This window comes from Streptomyces sp. NPDC049040, assembly GCF_043197715.1.
In the GTDB taxonomy this organism is placed as follows: domain Bacteria; phylum Actinomycetota; class Actinomycetes; order Streptomycetales; family Streptomycetaceae; genus Actinacidiphila.
Window position 1 is genome coordinate 297,434 of sequence record NZ_JBICTO010000001.1, and the last position, 16,308, is coordinate 313,741.

The following is a 16,308-nucleotide window of genomic DNA, read 5'->3' on the forward strand; positions in this document are numbered from 1 at the left end:
GGCCCCGCGGCCGGTCGGGCCGGCTCAGGCCGGTCGTGACCGGGCCGGATCAGAGCAGGTCGAAGCGGTCCAGGTCCATGACCTTGGTCCACGCGGCGACGAAGTCGTGCACGAACTTCTCCTTCGCGTCGTCGCTCGCGTAGACCTCGGCGACGGCGCGCAGCTCGGAGTTGGAGCCGAAGACCAGGTCGGCCCTGGTACCGGTCCACTTGACCGCACCGGTGGCGGCGTCGCGGGCCTCGAAGGAGGACCCGTCGTCGCCGGCCGGACGCCAGGTGGTGCCCAGGTCCAGCAGGTTGACGAAGAAGTCGTTCGTCAGCACGCCGGGGGTGGCGGTGAGCACGCCGTGCGAGGACTGCTGGTGGTTGGCGCCCAGCACCCGCAGGCCGCCGACCAGGACGGTCATCTCGGGGGCGCTCAGGGTCAGCAGGTTCGCCCGGTCGAGCAGCAGGTACTCGGCCGGCAGCCGGTTGCCCTTGCCCACGTAGTTGCGGAAGCCGTCCGAGGTCGGCTCCATCGCGGCGAAGGACTCGACGTCGGTCTGCTCCTGCGACGCGTCGGTGCGGCCCGGCGTGAAGGGCACCTCGACGGTGAGGCCCGCGTCCTGTGCGGCCTTCTCGACGCCCGCGGCGCCGGCCAGCACGATCAGGTCGGCGAGCGAGATCCGCTTGCCGCCGATCTGCGCGGCGTCGAAGGCCTCCTTGACGCCTTCGAGGGTGCGCAGCACCGAGGACAGCTCGTCGGGCCCGTTGACCTCCCAGCCGCGCTGCGGCTCGAGCCGGATGCGCGCGCCGTTGGCGCCGCCGCGCCGGTCGCTGCCTCGGTAGGTGGCGGCCGAGGCCCACGCGGTGGACACCAGCTGGGACACCGTGAGGCCGGAGGCGAGGATCTGCGACTTGAGGACGGCGACGTCTGCGGCGTCGACCAGCTCGTGCGCCACCGCGGGCACCGGGTCCTGCCACACCAGCGTCTCGGTGGGGACCTCGGGGCCGAGGTAGCGGACGGTCGGGCCCATGTCGCGGTGGGTCAGCTTGAACCACGCGCGGGCGAAGGCGTCGGCGAATTCCGCCGGGTTCTCCAGGAAGCGGCGCGAGATCTGCTCGTAGGCCGGGTCGACGCGCAGCGCCAGGTCGGTGGTGAGCATCGTCGGCGCGTGCGTCTTGGCCGGGTCGTAGGCGTCCGGCACGGTGCCGGCGCCGCCCCCGTCCTTCGGCTTCCACTGGTGCGCGCCCGCGGGGCTCTTGGAGAGCTCCCACTCGTAGCCGAAGAGGATCTCGAAGAAGCTGTTGTCCCAGGTGACGGGGGTGTTGGTCCAGGCACCCTCGAGACCGCTGGTGATCGTGTCGGCGCCCTTGCCCGTGCCGTACGCGTTCCGCCAGCCCAGGCCCTGCTCCTCCAGCGCGGCGGCCTCGGGGTCGTCGCCGACGTTGTCCGCGGGGCCGGCGCCGTGGGTCTTGCCGAAGGTGTGGCCGCCCGCGATCAGGGCGACGGTCTCCTCGTCGTTCATCGCCATCCGGCGGAAGGTCTCACGGATGTCGCGGGCCGAGGCGATCGGGTCGGGGTTGCCGTTGGGGCCCTCGGGGTTGACGTAGATCAGGCCCATCTGGACCGCGCCGAGCGGGCTCTCCAGCTCGCGGTCGCCGGTGTAGCGCTCGTCGCCGAGCCAGGTGGTCTCGGGGCCCCAGTACACGTCCTCCTCGGGCTCCCAGACGTCCTCGCGTCCGCCGCCGTAGCCGAAGGTGTCGAAGCCCATCGACTCCAGGGCCACGTTGCCGGCCAGGATCAGCAGGTCGGCCCATGACAGCGACTGCCCGTACTTCTTCTTGACCGGCCACAGCAGGCGGCGGGCCTTGTCGAGGTTGGCGTTGTCGGGCCAGCTGTTGAGCGGGGCGAAGCGCTGCTGGCCGGCACCGGCGCCGCCGCGGCCGTCGCTGATCCGGTAGGTGCCGGCGCTGTGCCAGGCCATCCGGATGATGAAGGGGCCGTAGTGGCCGTAGTCGGCGGGCCACCAGTCCTGCGAGGTGGTCAGCACCTCGGCGATGTCCTGCTTCACGACCGCGAGGTCGAGGCCCTTGAAGGCCTGGGCGTAGTCGAAGTCGCCGCCGAGCGGGTTGGACACCGCGGGGTTCTTCGCGAGGATCTTGAGGTTGAGCCGTTCCGGCCACCACGCGCGGTTTCCGCCGCCCTGAGTCGGGTGCGGGGCGCGCCCGTGCGCGACAGGGCAGCCTCCCGCGCTCTGCGCGCTCTCCGTCTTCGGGTCGGTGACGATGGCGTCGTTGTTCTCGGTCATGGGAATCCTTCCGGACCAGGCGGATCACGTGCTCAGGACTGCGGTGGTGGAACGGTCGGGCTCAGGACGGCGGCGAACCTCGCCAGCGGGCCGGTTGCCGTACCGGAATCCTCCTGGCCCTTGGCTACCGCCGGAACCGATCCTACGATGGACAGAGTCCAAGTCAAGAAGCGGGCCAACCGTGCACCTCGTCGATATACGGATTCCGCTGATAAAGTCCGGGCATCCCGCGAATCCGAACAGGTGATGGGTGAAGCGATATGAGTGACCTGCTGGAGCGGCTGCGAGGGCGTGGCTGGCGGATGACCTCCCAGCGGCGTGTCGTCGCGCAGGTCCTCGACGGCGACCACGTCCACCTCACGGCCGACGAGGTGCACGCCAGGGCCGCGCTGCTGCTGCCGGAGATCTCCCGGGCGACGGTCTACAACACCCTGGGCGAGCTGGTCTCGCTCGGCGAGGTCATAGAGGTGGCCACCGACGGCCGCGCCAGGCGCTACGACCCCAACGCCCACCGCCCGCACCACCACCTGGTCTGCTCCACCTGCGGCACGGTCCGCGACGTCCACCCGGCCCGCGACCCGCTGGCCGACCTGCCCGCGCAGGAGCGTTTCGGCTTCACGGTCGCCGCGGCCGAGATCACCTACCGGGGCCTGTGCCCGTCCTGCGCGCACGACGGCCCGGCCGGCGGATAGGACCGCTCGGGCCGGGCGTGGCGCGGCGCGGCGCACCCGGGGCCCGGCGTAGCGGGCCAGGGGCGGCGTCCGCGGTCAGTGCCAGTCGCTGATCACCACGTCACGCGGGTCGGGGGAGCCCTCACCGGTCTCCATGAGCTGCTTGAGGCTCATCAGGAAGGTGCCCCACTTGGTGGTGCAGTGGTGCATGAACTCGACCTGTTCGCGCCAGCCCTCGTGCCTGAACAGCACGATCGTGTAGTCGCCCTCCTGCCGGAGGTCCCACTGCACGCTCGTGCCGATCCACTCCTCGGGGCCTGCCACCACGTCCCAGCGGACCCGCCGCCCCGGGTCGAGCCCGACCACCTTCATGTCGAACCCGCCGGGGGCGAACCGGAATTCGATCACACCGCCGAGGCCGGTCTCCCCCGACGTCTTCTCCGCCCACCAGCCGGACAGCCCTTCCAGGGTGGTGAGCGCCTCGTACACCCGCTCGGGCGAGGCCTGCTCGACGCCGATGCGGTGAAGGATGTCTGCCATCTCCGAAGTCCTCTCTGTGCTGCGCAAATCCGTGCCGTACATGAAGCCGTGCCGGGCAAGAAGCCGCGCCGTGCAAGAAGCGGTGCCGGGCAAGAAGCGGTGCGAAAAGGTGCCGTACGCGAGCCGGACCGCTACTTCCCGGCCCCTTCCGCGTCCTCGCGCCGCTGGATCGTCTCCGCGATGCGCTTGATGCGCCGCAGGCGGGAGTCCCAGGCGGCACCGACGCCGGCCAGCTGGGCCACGGCACGGGCCAGCCGGTCCTGGTCGACCCGGTAGTGCTTCTCGCGGCCCGCGGCGTCCGCGTGCACCAGGCCGACGCGGTCCAGGACGGCCAGGTGCTTGGCGACCGCCTGGCGGGTCACCGGCAGATGCTCGCTCAGGCCGGTGGCCGTCCCGGTGCCCTCGCTCAGCAGCAGGTCGAGCATCCGGCGCCGGGTCGGGTCGCCCACCGCGGACCAGAGGTCGTCGTCCACCGTGACGGGCGTCATCACGCCGACGCGTCCGCTCCGACCTTGGCGGCGTACGCCTGGAGCCGCGGCAGGAAGTGCTCCCAGCCGGCGGCGTGCTCGGCGTACTCGGCGGCGAGCTTCGCCTCTTCCCAGCCGCGCTCGCGGAAACCGCTCTCGGTCATCCGCAGGCGGGTCCCGCCGCCGGCCGCTTCGAGCTCGAAGACGACCAGGATGGAGTTGCCGGGAGCCGCGGTCTCGCCCTCGGCGTGGGTCCAGCGGAAGGAGAAGAGCCGCGGCGGAACCGCGTCGACGACCGTGAACTGCACCCACATGCCGCCGCCCTGCGAGACGTCCCCGAAGCCGATCCGCCCCGCCGCGCCCGGCACCGACGGGAGCTCCGCCTCGTCCACCCACCACTCGCGCAGGTGCTCGGGGCTGCTCACCACGTCGAAGACCACCTCGGGCGAGGCGTCGATGTGGATCTCCCGCTCGAACGTTCCGTATTCCATGACCGCCACCTTCTGCAACGTTTGGTTGCGCTTCACGCTAGCCGACCCCGGAATGAGACGCAACCTTTGGTTGCATATAGAGGGCGGCGGCCCGCCGACCCCGTACGGGTGAACACGCGCCGATCCCGATGCGGCCGCCGCCGGCCACCGGCAGCCTGACGGTGCGGGGGTGGACGGGCGGGACGGAGGGGGGCCGGGGTGACAGCCGGGGCGAGCCGGCGCGGGGACGTACCGCGCCATGTCGCGTGCGTGATGGACGGCAACGGCCGGTGGGCGCAACTGCGTTCCCTGCCGCGGACGTCGGGCCACCGGGCGGCCGAGACCACGGTCATCGACGTCATCGAGGCGGCACGGACGGCGGGGGTGGAGTGGCTGAGCCTGTACGCGTTCTCCACCGAGAACTGGGGGCGCCCCGACGGCGAGATCGACTTCCTCATGCGGCTGGTGCGCCGGGTCGTGCGCAAGCACGCCCCGCTGCTGCACGCGCGCGGCATCCGCTGCCGGTTCCTCGGCGTGGCCGACCCGCGGATCCCCGCACCGCTCGCCCGCGACTTCGCCGACCTCGCGACGCTCACCGGCGCGAACCGCGGCATGACCCTGACAGTGGCGTTCGACCACGGCGGCCGCAGGGACATCGTCGAGGCGGCGCGGTCGCTGATCCGCAGCGGGATCGGCGCGGACGCCGTGGACGAGCGGCACTTCGCCGCCCATCTGCCCTTTCCCGACACCCCCGACGTGGACCTGGTCATCAGGACGTCGGGCGAGCAGCGCATCTCCAACTTCATGCTCTGGCAGGTGGCCTACGCCGAGTGGGTCTTCCCGCAGGTGCTCTGGCCCGACTTCCGCGCACCGCACTTCCTTGAGTGCCTGCGCGCCTACCGGCAGCGCGACCGCCGCTTCGGCGGCGTGATCCCACCGCACGCGAACGAAGAGGTCCACCCGTGACGGAAACAGCCAGCCCGCAATTCCACCGGTTCTTCAACGACCCGCGCTGGGCACTGGCCATGGTCAGGGCCACCGTGCTGGAGGCCGCGCACCCGCAGGTCGGAGCGGCCCTGATCGACAACTCCGCCTTCGTGGCGCACCCGTGGCGCCGGCTGCGCAACACCCTGGTCAGCCTCCAGCGGATGTTCGGCGCGGACGAGGAGGTCAGGCAGCGGGAGGCGGCGCGGCTCAACCGGCTGCACGGGCGGCTGAACGGCACCGACGCGCAGGACCGGCCGTACGACGCGATGGACCCCGAGGTGCGCGCCTGGGTGATCGCGACGCTCTTCGAGAGCTCGGTCACCATGTGCCGGCTCAGCGGGCAGCCCCTCGACCGGGCCACCATGGAGCAGCTGTACGCCGAATTCCAGGCGTTCCTGGCGGCCTTGGGCGACCGGGCCGGTCATCTGCCGCCCACGCTGCGCGAGTTCTGGCCGTACTACGACCGCATGGTCGAGGAGGAGCTGGAGGACACCGAGGCGCTGCGGCTGATCCTCTACCGGCTCTTCGACCACCTGCCGGCGCCGCCGCTGCTCGACGGCGTGCCCACCGTGTGGGCGGCCGGCCGCGCCCTCGCGGGCCCGGTGCTCGGCACGATCACCGTGGCGTCGCTCCCTGAATCCTTCCGCCGGCGGGCGGGCCTGCCCGACACACCCGGCGCCCAGACGCTGATGCACAGCGCCTACACCGCCGCGGGCCTCGCCCGCTTCCTGCCCGAGGGCTGGATCAGGACGGAACACCTCACCGGCCTGCTCTCGCTGACCCCCGACAGCGACGACCCCCGGCTCGCCACGCTCACCGCGCTGCGCGACCGGGCGCGGCAGGCGGGCGCCCTCTTCCGGCTGGTCACGCCCTTCCCCGCGCAGCGCGACGCCGACAGCCCGGACGAAGCGCCGCGCGGCGCCGACGAGTTCTTCACCGCTGTGCTCGACCAGACCGCGGACGGCCATCTCGACTGGCCCGACCTCGCCGCCATGGCACGCGAGCTGGCCTCCCGGCTCGATCTGGACGAGCCGGCGGAGACCAGGCTCTACGACGCCTTCGCCCAGTGGTGGCGTGAACTCCAGAGCGCGCTCGACACCGACGGCGACGGGCGCATCAGCCGGGAGGAGTACACCGCGGCCGTGCCCTCGCTGGCCGGGCCCGCGCTGATCCGCGTCGCCGAGACGCTCTTCGAGGCCGCCGACGCGGACGGCGACCAGTTCATCGACGCGGCGGAATACCGCGCACTGTTCAGGACCGGTTTCCGGCGCACCGTGGCCGACGCAGGGGGGCGGTATTCCCGCAGCGCCTTTGTGCGGGACTTCCTCGGCTTCATGTCGGGCCGAATGCGCTCGACCGCCTTCGACCCGCTGCTCGCCGACGCGTAGAGCCGTACGGGTAGGACCGGTACGCGTACGGCCGGTACGCGGAGGGCCCGGCGGCGGTCAGCCGCCGGGCTCCGGGAGCGCGCCGCCCGTCGGGGTGGTGGTCGCCGCGGCAGGCAGGACACCTCCTCGCGCAGGTCGGGCACCGCGGTGAAGAGTGCCCCGGCACGGGGTGGACATCGGGCGCCGCGGGCAGGCCCGCGGCGCCCCGGCAGATGGCGCCGTCACATTCCGCGCGGTTGCCATGTCATAGACGTGACCCGCCTTCAGCGCAGCACGACGACCAGCTCAGGAGACGCAGACCATGACCTCCCAGATCCCGGCCACACTCTTCACCGACCCGGTGTCCGCGGAACGCCTGGAGCGGACGGCGGCCGCTCTGACGGCGAACGGCTTCGCCGCCGAGATCGTCGACGACGCCGCCGCCGCGCGAGCCCGCGTCAGGGAACTGATCCCCGAGGGGGTCAGCGTCTTCACGTCGGCAAGCGAGACGACCCGGCTGTCGGGCATCGACGAGGACATCAACACCAGCGGGCGGTACGACGCCCTCAAGCCGCGTGTCCTGGGCATGAACCGTGTCACCGACGGGGACGCGATCCGCCGGATGCTCGCCAGCCCCGACGTCGTGGTCGGCAGCGTCGCCGCGGTCACCGAGACCGGGTCGCTGGTGGTCGCGTCGGCCAGCGGCAGCCAGCTGCCCCCGTACTCCGGCGGCGCCGGCCGGGCGATCTGGGTCATCGGGGCGCAGAAGGTGGTCCCCGACCTGGAGACCGCGATGCGGCGCCTCGAAGAGCACACCTTCCCGCTGGAGAACTCCCGCGCCCAGGGGGCCTACGGCAAGCCCAGCGCCATCAACCGCCTCCTCGTCATGCACGCCGAGCCCTTCCCCGGGCGGGGCACAGTCCTGCTGGTCCGCGAGGCCATCGGGTTCTGAACGCCCCCACCCGCTCGGCATCCCCTGCCCGGCACCCGGCAGCCAGCCGGGTGCCGGGCGCCGGATCATGCCGCGGAGTCGAGGAGTTCGCGGTGCTCCGCCGTCAGTTCGAGCGACACCCCCGCTGCCGCCTCGTCCAGCTGCTCGACCGTGCTGACCCCGACGATCGGCGTCGCGGCCGGCGTCCCCCCGGTCAGCCAGGCCAGCACCACCCGGTTGCGGTTCGTGCCGGTCTCGGCGGCGACCCTGTCGAGCGCCGCGAGCCGGCGGGTGGTGCCGGGGTGCTCGTACTCGGCAGGCAGCGGCTTGTCCGTGCGGGTGTAGCCGCCGCCCAGCAGCGGTGTGTACGCCCACAGCGCCATCTCCTGATGGTGCTCCAGGTAGTGCCGCGCCTCGTCGGTGACCTCGCCGAAGCGGTGCGACACGCTCGGCCGGGTCTCGGGGCGGGGCCGCAGGTAGCTGTACTGCTGCTGCACCGCGGTGAAGCCTTCGACGCCGTGCGCACGGGCGATCTGCCGCGCCCGCTCGACCTGCCAGACCGGGTGGTTGGAGCAGCCGAGCCGACCGACGGTGCCATCGGACACCAGCTCGCCGAAGGCGGCGACGGTCTCCTCGAGCGGTGTGGCCGGATCGGGCATGTGGGCCCAGTACAGCTCGACGCGGTCCGTGCCGAGCCGCCGCAGGCTGCCCTCGATCCCCTTCCTGACGGCACGGGCCGAGAGGCCTTCCGCCGTCTCGGGGAAGCGCCCGGCCTCGGTCGGCTCGCAGCCCACCTTGGTGCTGATCCGCACGCGGTCGCGGACGCCGGGTCGGCGGGCGAGCCACCGGCCGAGCAGCGCCTCGCTCTTCCCGCCGAAACCGGTGGGATCCGCCCAGAAGGCATAGCAGTCGGCGGTGTCGATCCAGACGCCTCCGGCGTCGACGAAGTGGTCGAGTATCCCGAACGAGCGGCGCTCGTCCTGAACGGTGCCGAAGAGCATGGCACCCAGAACCAGGTTGTCCATCATGCCCGCCACGCTAGGCGGGTCCGGATCGGCGTTAGGGTCCAATGCCATGGCAGTTTCCCAGACCAATTCCGCGTGGGCGACGCTGGTGGACCTCGGCGAACCCGGTCGCGGGCGGCACCGGCTCAACGACCGGCTCGCCGCCGGGCTGCGCACCGCGATCAGGGACGGCCGGCTGGTCGAGGGCGCCGCCCTGCCGCCGAGCCGGGCGCTCGCGGAGGAGCTCGGCTGCTCCCGCTGGGTCGTCACCGAGGCCTACGGGCAACTCGTCGCCGAGGGCTACCTCGCCGCCCGGGTGGGCTCCGCCACCCGCGTCTCCTGGTCGCCTGAAGCGCTGCCGCCGCGCCCGAGCACCCCGCGCGCGGCAGCGCCGCCGCCCGTCCGGTACGACCTCGCGCCCGGCCTGCCCGACCTGCGGGCCTTTCCGCGCCGCCGCTGGGCCGAAGCCGTACGGGCGGTCACCGGTTCCGCCGTCCACTACGACCTCGGCCTGCCCGACCCCGCGGGGCACGCCCGGCTGCGTACCACCGTCGCGCAGTACCTGCGGCGCTCGCGCGGCGCGGACGCGCAGCCCGCGGCCGTGACGGTGTGCGCGGGCGTGACCGACGGTCTTGTGCGCACCTGCAGGACTCTGCGCGCCGAGGGGGTCACCGACCTCGCCGTCGAGGACCCCGGCTGGGGGCGGCTGCGGGACGCGGCGGCGAGCACCGGGCTGCGGGTGCACCCCGTGCCCGTGGACGCCGACGGACTGCGCGTCGACGACCTCGCACGCACCCCGGCAAGGGCCGTCGTCGTCGCCGCGGCCCACCAGTTCCCCGCTGGCGCGGTGCTGTCCCCCGACCGCAGGGCCCGCCTGGTGCGCTGGGCCCGCGAGAAGGACGGATTCGTCATCGAGGACGACTACGACGCCGAATTCCGCTACGACCGCCACCCTGTCGCCGTCATGCAGGGGATGGCGCCCGGCCGGGTCTTCCTGCTCGGCTCGGTCAGCAAGACCCTCTCACCGGCCCTCGGCCTCGGCTGGCTGGTCGCCCCGCCCGCGCTGGCCCCTGCGCTGCGGGCGGCGAACCCCGTCGCCACCGCGCCCCCGGTACTCGACCAGCTCGCCCTGGCCACCTTCATCGAGCGCGGCTGGTACGACGCCCACCTGCGCGCCGCGCGGCGGCGCTTCCGCTCCCGCCGGGACCTGCTGCTGGACACCCTCGCCACCCGGCTGCCGCAGGCCCGGGTCGACGGCACCGCGGCGGGCCTGCACGTGCTGCTCCACCTGCCGCCGGGCACCGACGCCCGGGAGGCGGTACGTGCCGCGGCCGCGGCCGGACTGCGGCTGACCGACCTGGACGGCTACCGCATGACGCCGTCGGCCGACCGCGCGCTGGTCCTCGGCTACGGCAACATCGCCGACACCGAGATCCCCCGGGCCGTCGACCTCCTCGCCGAGGCGCTGTCCGGCCACGCCGACGCCGCCCCCTGACCGGAGCCGCCCGCGCCGGCCGACCCGGGCGGCCGCCCCCGGGGGCACGACGCCCGCCGTCCGGCCGGACCTGGCCCCCGCCCCGAACGTCCGCCGCGGCGACGCGGCGGACGGGCGCACCGGCCCTGGCGCCGTCGCGTCAGGGCACGGCGGCCCCGCCCAGGCGGTGTGCCGTCAGCGGCCGAGGGCGCGGGCGATCGCGGACCTGGCCGCGGCGAAGGATTCGGCCAAGGTTTCCTCGGCCCTCATCTCGGCGTCCGCGTCGCCCAGGTACACCCTCAGCCGCACCGGCCGGTCGGCCAGTTCTGCCAGCCTGCCGAGCACCGCTTCCGCCGCCGCCCCCATCCGGCCCAGCACCTCGCAGGCGTAAGGGCCGCAGGTGTCGTCGTCGAGATATCCGGGCAGCGTGTCGAGGATGCGGTCCCGCGCCCGCTCCGGGTCGTACCGCCACAGCAGCCCCCATACCCGGAGGTCCGCGGACCGGGGGCTGCTGGCCATGGTCCACAGGTCGGCGACCTGGCGGTCCGTCAGCCCGCCATGGTCGGCCAGCCATTCCAGCAGGTCGACCGCCGCGGCCGAGTCACGGGAGCTGCCCGCGAGCCCTTCGAGGTACGCCTCCGCCCGCTGCCGCTCGCCGGTGATGCGGACCAGGGCCGTCGCGAGATACCGGGCAGGAGCCGGCCGGTCACCGGCCGCCGGGATGTCGAGCAGCGATTCGAGCAGCGGCACCGCGGCGGCCGCCGCGGGCCCGATGTCGCCCAGGGCCAGCACCAGTCGGGTGCGGTCGTGCCCACGGCGGCGGTCACCGGTGCGGGTCAGCGCGTCGAGCCAGGCGGCGAGTTCGGGTACGGCAGGGGCGGCCGCGGCTCCGGCCAGCCTGAGGGCCGCCACCGCCTGGACCGCGGGGCAGAAGCGTCGGGCGGCCCGGTGCCCGCAGGACGTGCCGTGGGAGACGAGCTGCGCCCGGGCGGCCCCGACGAGGGGGGACCTGTCGGCGGCCGGATCCGCCGGCCTCCCCAGGCCGTCGAACCGGTGGCCGAGCAGGCGCCCGGCGGCCAGTGCCTCGCACACGGTCGGCACCCCTCGCGGGTCGCCGATCCGCAGGAGGGCCGTCGCCGCGCCGTCCCGTACGGTCTGGGGCACGTCGGCGCCGGGTCCCCGGTCCAGCAGCGACGCCAGCGCGTCGCGGCCGGCCCTGGCCGAGGCGTACGAGGCCCCGAGCGCGTCCGCGGCCTGGTCCCGTACGGTGCCCGAGCCCTCGGCGAGCAGGCGTGCGAGCACCCCGGAAAGCCGGTCAGGCGCCGCGCGCCAGTGCCGCATCACCGTCCGTGCCACGTCCACGGCGGCCCGCCGAGATACCTCGCCCCTGCGGGAGGCGAGGCTTTCGACGAGGGCGCAGGAACCGTCCAGGGTGCCGCCGTCCCGCAGCGCCAGGCCGAGCGTCTCCCCCGGCAGGTAGTCGAGAGGGCTCCCCGCGCCGGCCATCCGGCCGCCGCCGGCCTCCAGGTCACGGAGCGCCCGCGCCTCCCACTCGGCTCCTCGGCCCGCGGGCTCGGACCTCAGGGCGCCCAGGGCGGCGGCCAGCCGCACCGCGGGATCGGCGTCGGAGCGCAGCCGCTCGGCGAGCGCGACCAGGAAGCCGGCGCGGCGGTACCGTACGCGGGTCGCCAGCGCCTCCACCACCGACAGCCGGGCCACCGCGTCCAGTTCCCGGGCGCCGTCGTCGAGCAGGGCCGCCGCCCGGTGCCGGTCGGCGTACGCCAGCACCCATGCCGCGCACCGGCGCACCCGCTCGTCGGCGTCACCGAGCCTGGGGAGCGCCACCTCGACGGCGGCCGGCCACACCCCTCTGCCCCAGGCGGCTTCGAACAGCAGGCTCAGCACGGCGTACCTGACGTCGGCGCGGCTGTCCTCGGCCATCGTCAGGAATCCACGGGCGATGCGGCTCGCGGCGCCGTCCTGCGGGGTGTCGCGCCCGCGGATGCTCTCCAGCGCGTCGAAGACCGCGCTGCGCGCCGCGCCGTGGCCGGCGTCCTCCGGGTCCGCGAGAGCGGCGGACAGCCAGGTGTCGACACAGTCGGCCGGCCCGTGCACCGGCTCGGCGGGGGTCACACCCCCGGGCGCACCGCGCCCTTCACGTCGGTCATGTGACGGATCCTCGCCGCGCCCTGTCCCCGCCCGCAAGGGGTTTTCGCTGCACGCCCGGGGGCCGGGCAGGCCGTCAGGAGCGCCCCCTGCGCTCGAAGTCGTCGGCGCCGACGCCACCGGGGAGCCTGGTCCTGAAGTCCAGGACGCCCACCCACTCCGGCCGGACGGCTATCCGCGCCATCCTCGTGCCGGGGTGGTCGACCGCCGCGAGCGCCGCGTCCGCCTGCTCGCGGCTGCCGTAGCGGTATTGGGCGAGCGCGTACTCGGGGACGATCCCCTCCACGTCGGTCACCTCCGCCCGGCCCCGGATGAGCAGCACCTCGGGCGGGGTGGACGCGGCATCGATGGTGAGGGCCACGGCGGGCCGCGCCCGCAGCGCGTCGATCTTGCGCGCGCCCGCGAACGTCGACAGGACGAGCTCCGTCCCGGTCCAGTGGAAGAGCATGGGGAAGACCCGCGGTGTCCCGTCCGCCGCCACATACGCCATCCGCGCCAATTCCCGCGATCCGAGCAGGCGTTGCGCCACATCGGTCCGCAACAGCCCGACATCGCCCTGCGGCAGCGCCATCACGTCGTCCCGGTCGTCGATCGCCACGTCTTCGCTCCCGTCACCACCGGCCCCGCCCACCGGGACCGCCCTTCGTAGGACCACGGGGAGGGCGGAAAGTCATCGCCAGTCACAGGCCCAAGCCGTACCAGGTGCGGTCGTCGTCGAATTGCGTCCACATCCGGCTCCCGCGGCAGACGGTGCGGCGGGCCCACGCGCCGGGTCGGCTGCCGTCCGGGAGCAGCAGCGGGACCGAGGCCACCACGCCGAGCAGGCCGCCACGGTCACGGGTGAGGGTGACTGTGTAGTGGCCGGGGACCCTGGCGGTGCCGGTGTCGGCCGTCACGAAGCCGACACCGGTGCCGTCCTGGCCGTCGACCAGGATCGCCGTGGCACCTCGCACCGGTGTGCGCCGGGTCCTGCGGATACCCTCCGCATCGACCTCCACCAGGGGGAAGCCCGTGTAGGGGTAGGCCCACGCGCGGTCGTCCGCGACATTGAGGGCGTAGCAGTCGTCCCAGTGCAGGGGCTGGTCGTTCCTCGCGTACCAGGCCGGCTCCCCGGCGCCGGTCCACCGGACGAGGCCGGGCCTCGACATGGTCGTCCGCGGTCCCGGGCCCGGGGCGGCCGCAAGCACGGGTCTGCCGTCGCGGCGACGGGGGGGCAGGAGCGGGGCGCAGAGGCACGACTCGTCGCCGTAAGCCGTCCAGATCCCGCCGTAGGCGTCCGTGAGCAGGTGCCGGATGTCGTCGCCCGCGTGGAAGGTCCTGAGCGGGACGCCGTCACGGCCCACGACGAGCGCGTTGTGCGGCACCTCCCTTTCCAGCGCCTCGAAGGTGGCGGCGGGGGGCCCTGAGGGCATGGGGCAGCGGGCGGCCGCGAGGACGAAGCCGCTGCCCAGCGCGTCGATGTACGGCAGGTGCAGGTCGAGTCCCGGCAGGCGCACCTCGTCCAGGACGCCGTCCGTCCCCTCCGACACGACGACCAGCGCGTCGTAGGACAGCCGCCGCTCGGGCGGCAGGCGGCGGGTGCAGGTGGCCGCCGGGGGGACGAGCAGGGTGACGACCCGCCCCCGGGCGTCGACGGTCGACGCCGCGACCCGCAGCCCTGCGTAGCGGCCGGGGAGGCGGGCGTACGGGGTGAGGCGGGCCGCCGTCACGGCCGCTGCTCCCCGTACCGGTCCCAGCGGTCCGCCAGGCCCGGTGCGAGGTGGGCGAACACCTGCCGCGCCTGGTCGCGTTCGGCTTGCGGGGCGACAGCGGCGCGCCGCTCCGCCAGGGCCGCGACGCGGGCGGCCAGTCGCGGGTCCGCGGTGCGCAGCGCGTGGGCCCAGGTCGGGTCGAGCAGGGAAGGCCCCGTCTCCAGGCGGGCCAGGATGCGGGCCTGCGGGCGCAGGCCCAGGACGGCGGCGGGGTGCAGGGCAAGGGCGAAGTCGGGGCGGCGGGGGTCGGCGAGATGGTCGAGGACCACGGCGGGCCAGTGGGGTGCCAGGAGCAGCCGCTCGTAGCGCGCGGCCAGTTCCGCTTTGGCGGCGTCGGCCCAGGCCAGGTCGTCCGGCGGGTGGCGGAAGAAGGCGGTGATGCCGATCAGGTCGCGCAGCGCGGCGACGGTGGCGGGCCGCTCCCGGGGAGCCAGGTCGGCGTAGCGGTGGAGCACGGGGACGGCGTCCCGGTAGTCGGCCAGACCGGGCGCAGGACCGCCCTGACTCCGTGCGAGCGCCGCCAGGATGCCGCCGGCGCCGTCCAGCAGCGCGGTGTCGACGTGCTGCGGGCCCAGCGCGCCGCGCAGATCGCCCGCGGTCGCGGCGATGTGCGCCAGGTACTCGTCCGAGATGGTGTTGCGGAAGCCCTCGCGCAGCAGCCACGCCCTGACCGCGGGGTCCACGGGGTCCACGGTGCCGCCCAGCACCCGCACCGCCTGGATGCGCCCCCAGCCCGCGACCCGCCGGGCCAGCTCGTGCACGGCCGGTTCCGGGTCCGGCTGCGAACGGCGCAGCGCGACGGCCGCGTAGAGCGTCAACTCCTCCAACGTGCCGAGCAGGAGCAGCAGTTCGCGGTCCCTGACGTCCCCGCCGAGTCCCAGCAGGACCAGCCCGATCTTCACCGCCTCCCGGTGCGTCCCGTCCTGCGCCAGTTCCCGCCCCACCCGCCGCAGTCCGTCAGGCGGCAGCCCGCGACGCAGTACCTCGGCACCGAGCCCGTCGGCGATGTCGATCGCGGAGCACCCCGCGAGCAGGTCGTGCAGCCGTCCGGCCCCCGACTCGGGCGCGGCCGGAAGCTGTTCGAGGTGCCCGGCGACATCGGCCGCCGTGACCCGGGCGCCGCCCTCCCCCGCGTCCCGCCTGAGCAAGGCGTCCTCACCACCGCCGGCGAAGCCCAGCCGGTGGCCGCCCCCGTCTGGCAGCGGGTCCCCGTAAGCGGGCCACGGCCCTTTCCCGTGGCGGCCCCGCAGCCCGAGCGCATGGGCGAGAAGCGTGGCCTTCCCCTGGGGTCCCCCGCGGGTGCCCCGCTGTGCCGCGCTCACCGTGTGAAGGGCCCGCAGCCCTTTCCTGACGTCATGGCAGCGATGGTGCCAACCCGGCTCCCCGGTGGCAACCGCGATTGCGGCACCGGCGGCCGGGGATGCCGCGGGCGCGGGGGGCGGCGTAGCCTGCGGGCGTGGAGATCGGGCCGGACACCGGCGACTGGCTTCAGGACACCAGGACGTCCTACGACACGGTGGCCGCCGACTACGCGGACCAGGTACGCCACCTGCTGGACGAGACGCCCGAAGAGCGCGCCGTCCTCGCGCTGTTCGCCGACCTGGTGCGCCAGGGCGGCGGCGGACCGGTCGCGGACGTGGGGTGCGGCCCGGGGAGGATCACCGCCCACCTGTCGGGTCTGGGCGTGGACGCCTTCGGCATCGACCTGTCCCCCGGGATGGTCGAGGTGGCCCGGCGCGACCACCCCGGACTGCGGTTCGAGGTCGGCTCCATGACCGAACTCGGCATGGCCGACGGCTCGATGGCCGGCCTGGTGGCGTGGTATTCGCTCATCCACATCCCCGACGACGAGATCGGCCGGGTCCTCGGGCACTTCCGGCGGGTGCTGCGGCCCGGCGCCCCGCTGCTGCTCAGCTTCCATGCAGGGGACGGGACGCGGCTGAAGACGGAAGGGTACGGCGGCCACCCCATGAGGGTCCACGTCCACCGCCGCCGCCCCGAACGGCTGGCCGCCCTGCTCGACGGCACGGGCTTCACCGTCGAGACGCAGCGGACCCTCACCTCGGCCGAGAGCAGGCTCGGCGGCCTGCTTCTCGCCCGCCGCGGGACGGACGGCGACTCAGACCCCGGATCAGCCGGCGGTTGGCCGGCGGTCGGCTGCCGGTAGCTGCCGGTCGGCCGGCGGTCGGC

15 protein-coding genes are annotated in these 16,308 nt (G+C 74.2%); 6 read left to right on the forward strand and 9 right to left on the reverse strand.

From position 1 onward, the window contains the following. Positions 1-49 precede the first annotated feature (49 nt). On the reverse strand, positions 50-2,290 hold the full coding sequence (gene katG, locus ACGFMP_RS01315) for a catalase/peroxidase HPI (RefSeq protein ID WP_393669535.1): 2,241 nt from the start codon (positions 2,288-2,290) through the stop codon (positions 50-52). A gap of 260 nt (positions 2,291-2,550) precedes the next feature. On the opposite strand from katG, the gene ACGFMP_RS01320 reads away from it, so the two are divergent. Further along, complete coding sequence (locus tag ACGFMP_RS01320; RefSeq protein WP_393669536.1) at positions 2,551-2,982, forward strand: Fur family transcriptional regulator; 432 nt, start codon at positions 2,551-2,553, stop codon at positions 2,980-2,982. Between the two features lie 75 nt (positions 2,983-3,057). On the opposite strand, the gene ACGFMP_RS01325 is transcribed toward ACGFMP_RS01320, so the two are convergent. The 3 genes from ACGFMP_RS01325 to ACGFMP_RS01335 all read right to left on the reverse strand — a co-directional run bounded on the left by ACGFMP_RS01325 (position 3,058) and on the right by ACGFMP_RS01335 (position 4,459). After that, positions 3,058-3,501 carry an SRPBCC domain-containing protein gene (locus ACGFMP_RS01325; protein WP_393669537.1) on the reverse strand — a complete coding sequence of 148 codons (444 nt, stop codon included), beginning with the start codon at positions 3,499-3,501 and terminating at the stop codon, positions 3,058-3,060. Between the two features lie 131 nt (positions 3,502-3,632). Then, entirely contained in the window at positions 3,633-3,989 is a 357-nt protein-coding gene (locus tag ACGFMP_RS01330; RefSeq protein WP_393669538.1) for an ArsR/SmtB family transcription factor, read from the reverse strand. After that, positions 3,989-4,459: an SRPBCC domain-containing protein gene (locus ACGFMP_RS01335; RefSeq protein WP_393669539.1), complete on the reverse strand. Its 471-nt coding sequence runs from the start codon at positions 4,457-4,459 to the stop codon at positions 3,989-3,991. Before ACGFMP_RS01335 ends, ACGFMP_RS01330 begins: the two co-directional genes overlap by 1 nt. Before the next feature lie 252 nt (positions 4,460-4,711). On the opposite strand from ACGFMP_RS01335, the gene uppS reads away from it, so the two are divergent. From uppS to ACGFMP_RS01350, 3 genes are all read left to right on the forward strand, one after another. Further along, entirely contained in the window at positions 4,712-5,404 is a 693-nt protein-coding gene (uppS, locus tag ACGFMP_RS01340; protein WP_393670287.1) for a polyprenyl diphosphate synthase, read from the forward strand. Further along, a complete protein-coding gene (locus ACGFMP_RS01345) occupies positions 5,401-6,813 on the forward strand; it encodes an oxygenase MpaB family protein (protein ID WP_393669540.1) in 1,413 nt (470 codons plus the stop codon). The genes uppS and ACGFMP_RS01345 overlap by 4 nt, the downstream gene beginning before the upstream one ends. A 301-nt stretch (positions 6,814-7,114) precedes the next feature. Next, positions 7,115-7,744 carry an LUD domain-containing protein gene (locus ACGFMP_RS01350; protein ID WP_393669541.1) on the forward strand — a complete coding sequence of 210 codons (630 nt, stop codon included), beginning with the start codon at positions 7,115-7,117 and terminating at the stop codon, positions 7,742-7,744. Between the two features lie 65 nt (positions 7,745-7,809). On the opposite strand, the gene ACGFMP_RS01355 is transcribed toward ACGFMP_RS01350, so the two are convergent. Beyond that, complete coding sequence (locus ACGFMP_RS01355; RefSeq protein WP_393669542.1) at positions 7,810-8,751, reverse strand: aldo/keto reductase; 942 nt, start codon at positions 8,749-8,751, stop codon at positions 7,810-7,812. Positions 8,752-8,797: 46 nt separating this feature from the next. Between ACGFMP_RS01355 and ACGFMP_RS01360 the strand changes: the two genes are divergently transcribed. Further along, positions 8,798-10,222 (forward strand): PLP-dependent aminotransferase family protein, encoded by a 1,425-nt coding sequence (locus tag ACGFMP_RS01360; RefSeq protein WP_393669543.1) that lies wholly within the window; start codon positions 8,798-8,800, stop codon positions 10,220-10,222. Between the two features lie 174 nt (positions 10,223-10,396). On the opposite strand, the gene ACGFMP_RS01365 is transcribed toward ACGFMP_RS01360, so the two are convergent. The 4 genes from ACGFMP_RS01365 to ACGFMP_RS01380 all read right to left on the reverse strand — a co-directional run bounded on the left by ACGFMP_RS01365 (position 10,397) and on the right by ACGFMP_RS01380 (position 15,440). Then, the gene (locus ACGFMP_RS01365) at positions 10,397-12,334 is read right to left on the reverse strand and encodes a hypothetical protein (RefSeq protein ID WP_393669544.1); all 1,938 of its coding nucleotides are present in this window, start codon (positions 12,332-12,334) and stop codon (positions 10,397-10,399) included. A gap of 109 nt (positions 12,335-12,443) precedes the next feature. Then, positions 12,444-12,965, reverse strand: a complete 522-nt coding sequence (locus tag ACGFMP_RS01370) for a pyridoxamine 5'-phosphate oxidase family protein (protein WP_393669545.1) — start codon at positions 12,963-12,965, stop codon at positions 12,444-12,446. An 82-nt stretch (positions 12,966-13,047) separates the two neighbouring features. Next, a complete protein-coding gene (locus tag ACGFMP_RS01375; RefSeq protein WP_393669546.1) occupies positions 13,048-14,076 on the reverse strand; it encodes a hypothetical protein in 1,029 nt (342 codons plus the stop codon). Further along, complete coding sequence (locus ACGFMP_RS01380) at positions 14,073-15,440, reverse strand: hypothetical protein (protein WP_393669547.1); 1,368 nt, start codon at positions 15,438-15,440, stop codon at positions 14,073-14,075. Before ACGFMP_RS01380 ends, ACGFMP_RS01375 begins: the two co-directional genes overlap by 4 nt. Before the next feature lie 134 nt (positions 15,441-15,574). Between ACGFMP_RS01380 and ACGFMP_RS01385 the strand changes: the two genes are divergently transcribed. After that, complete coding sequence (locus tag ACGFMP_RS01385) at positions 15,575-16,285, forward strand: class I SAM-dependent DNA methyltransferase (protein WP_393669548.1); 711 nt, start codon at positions 15,575-15,577, stop codon at positions 16,283-16,285. Positions 16,286-16,308: the final 23 nt, after the last annotated feature.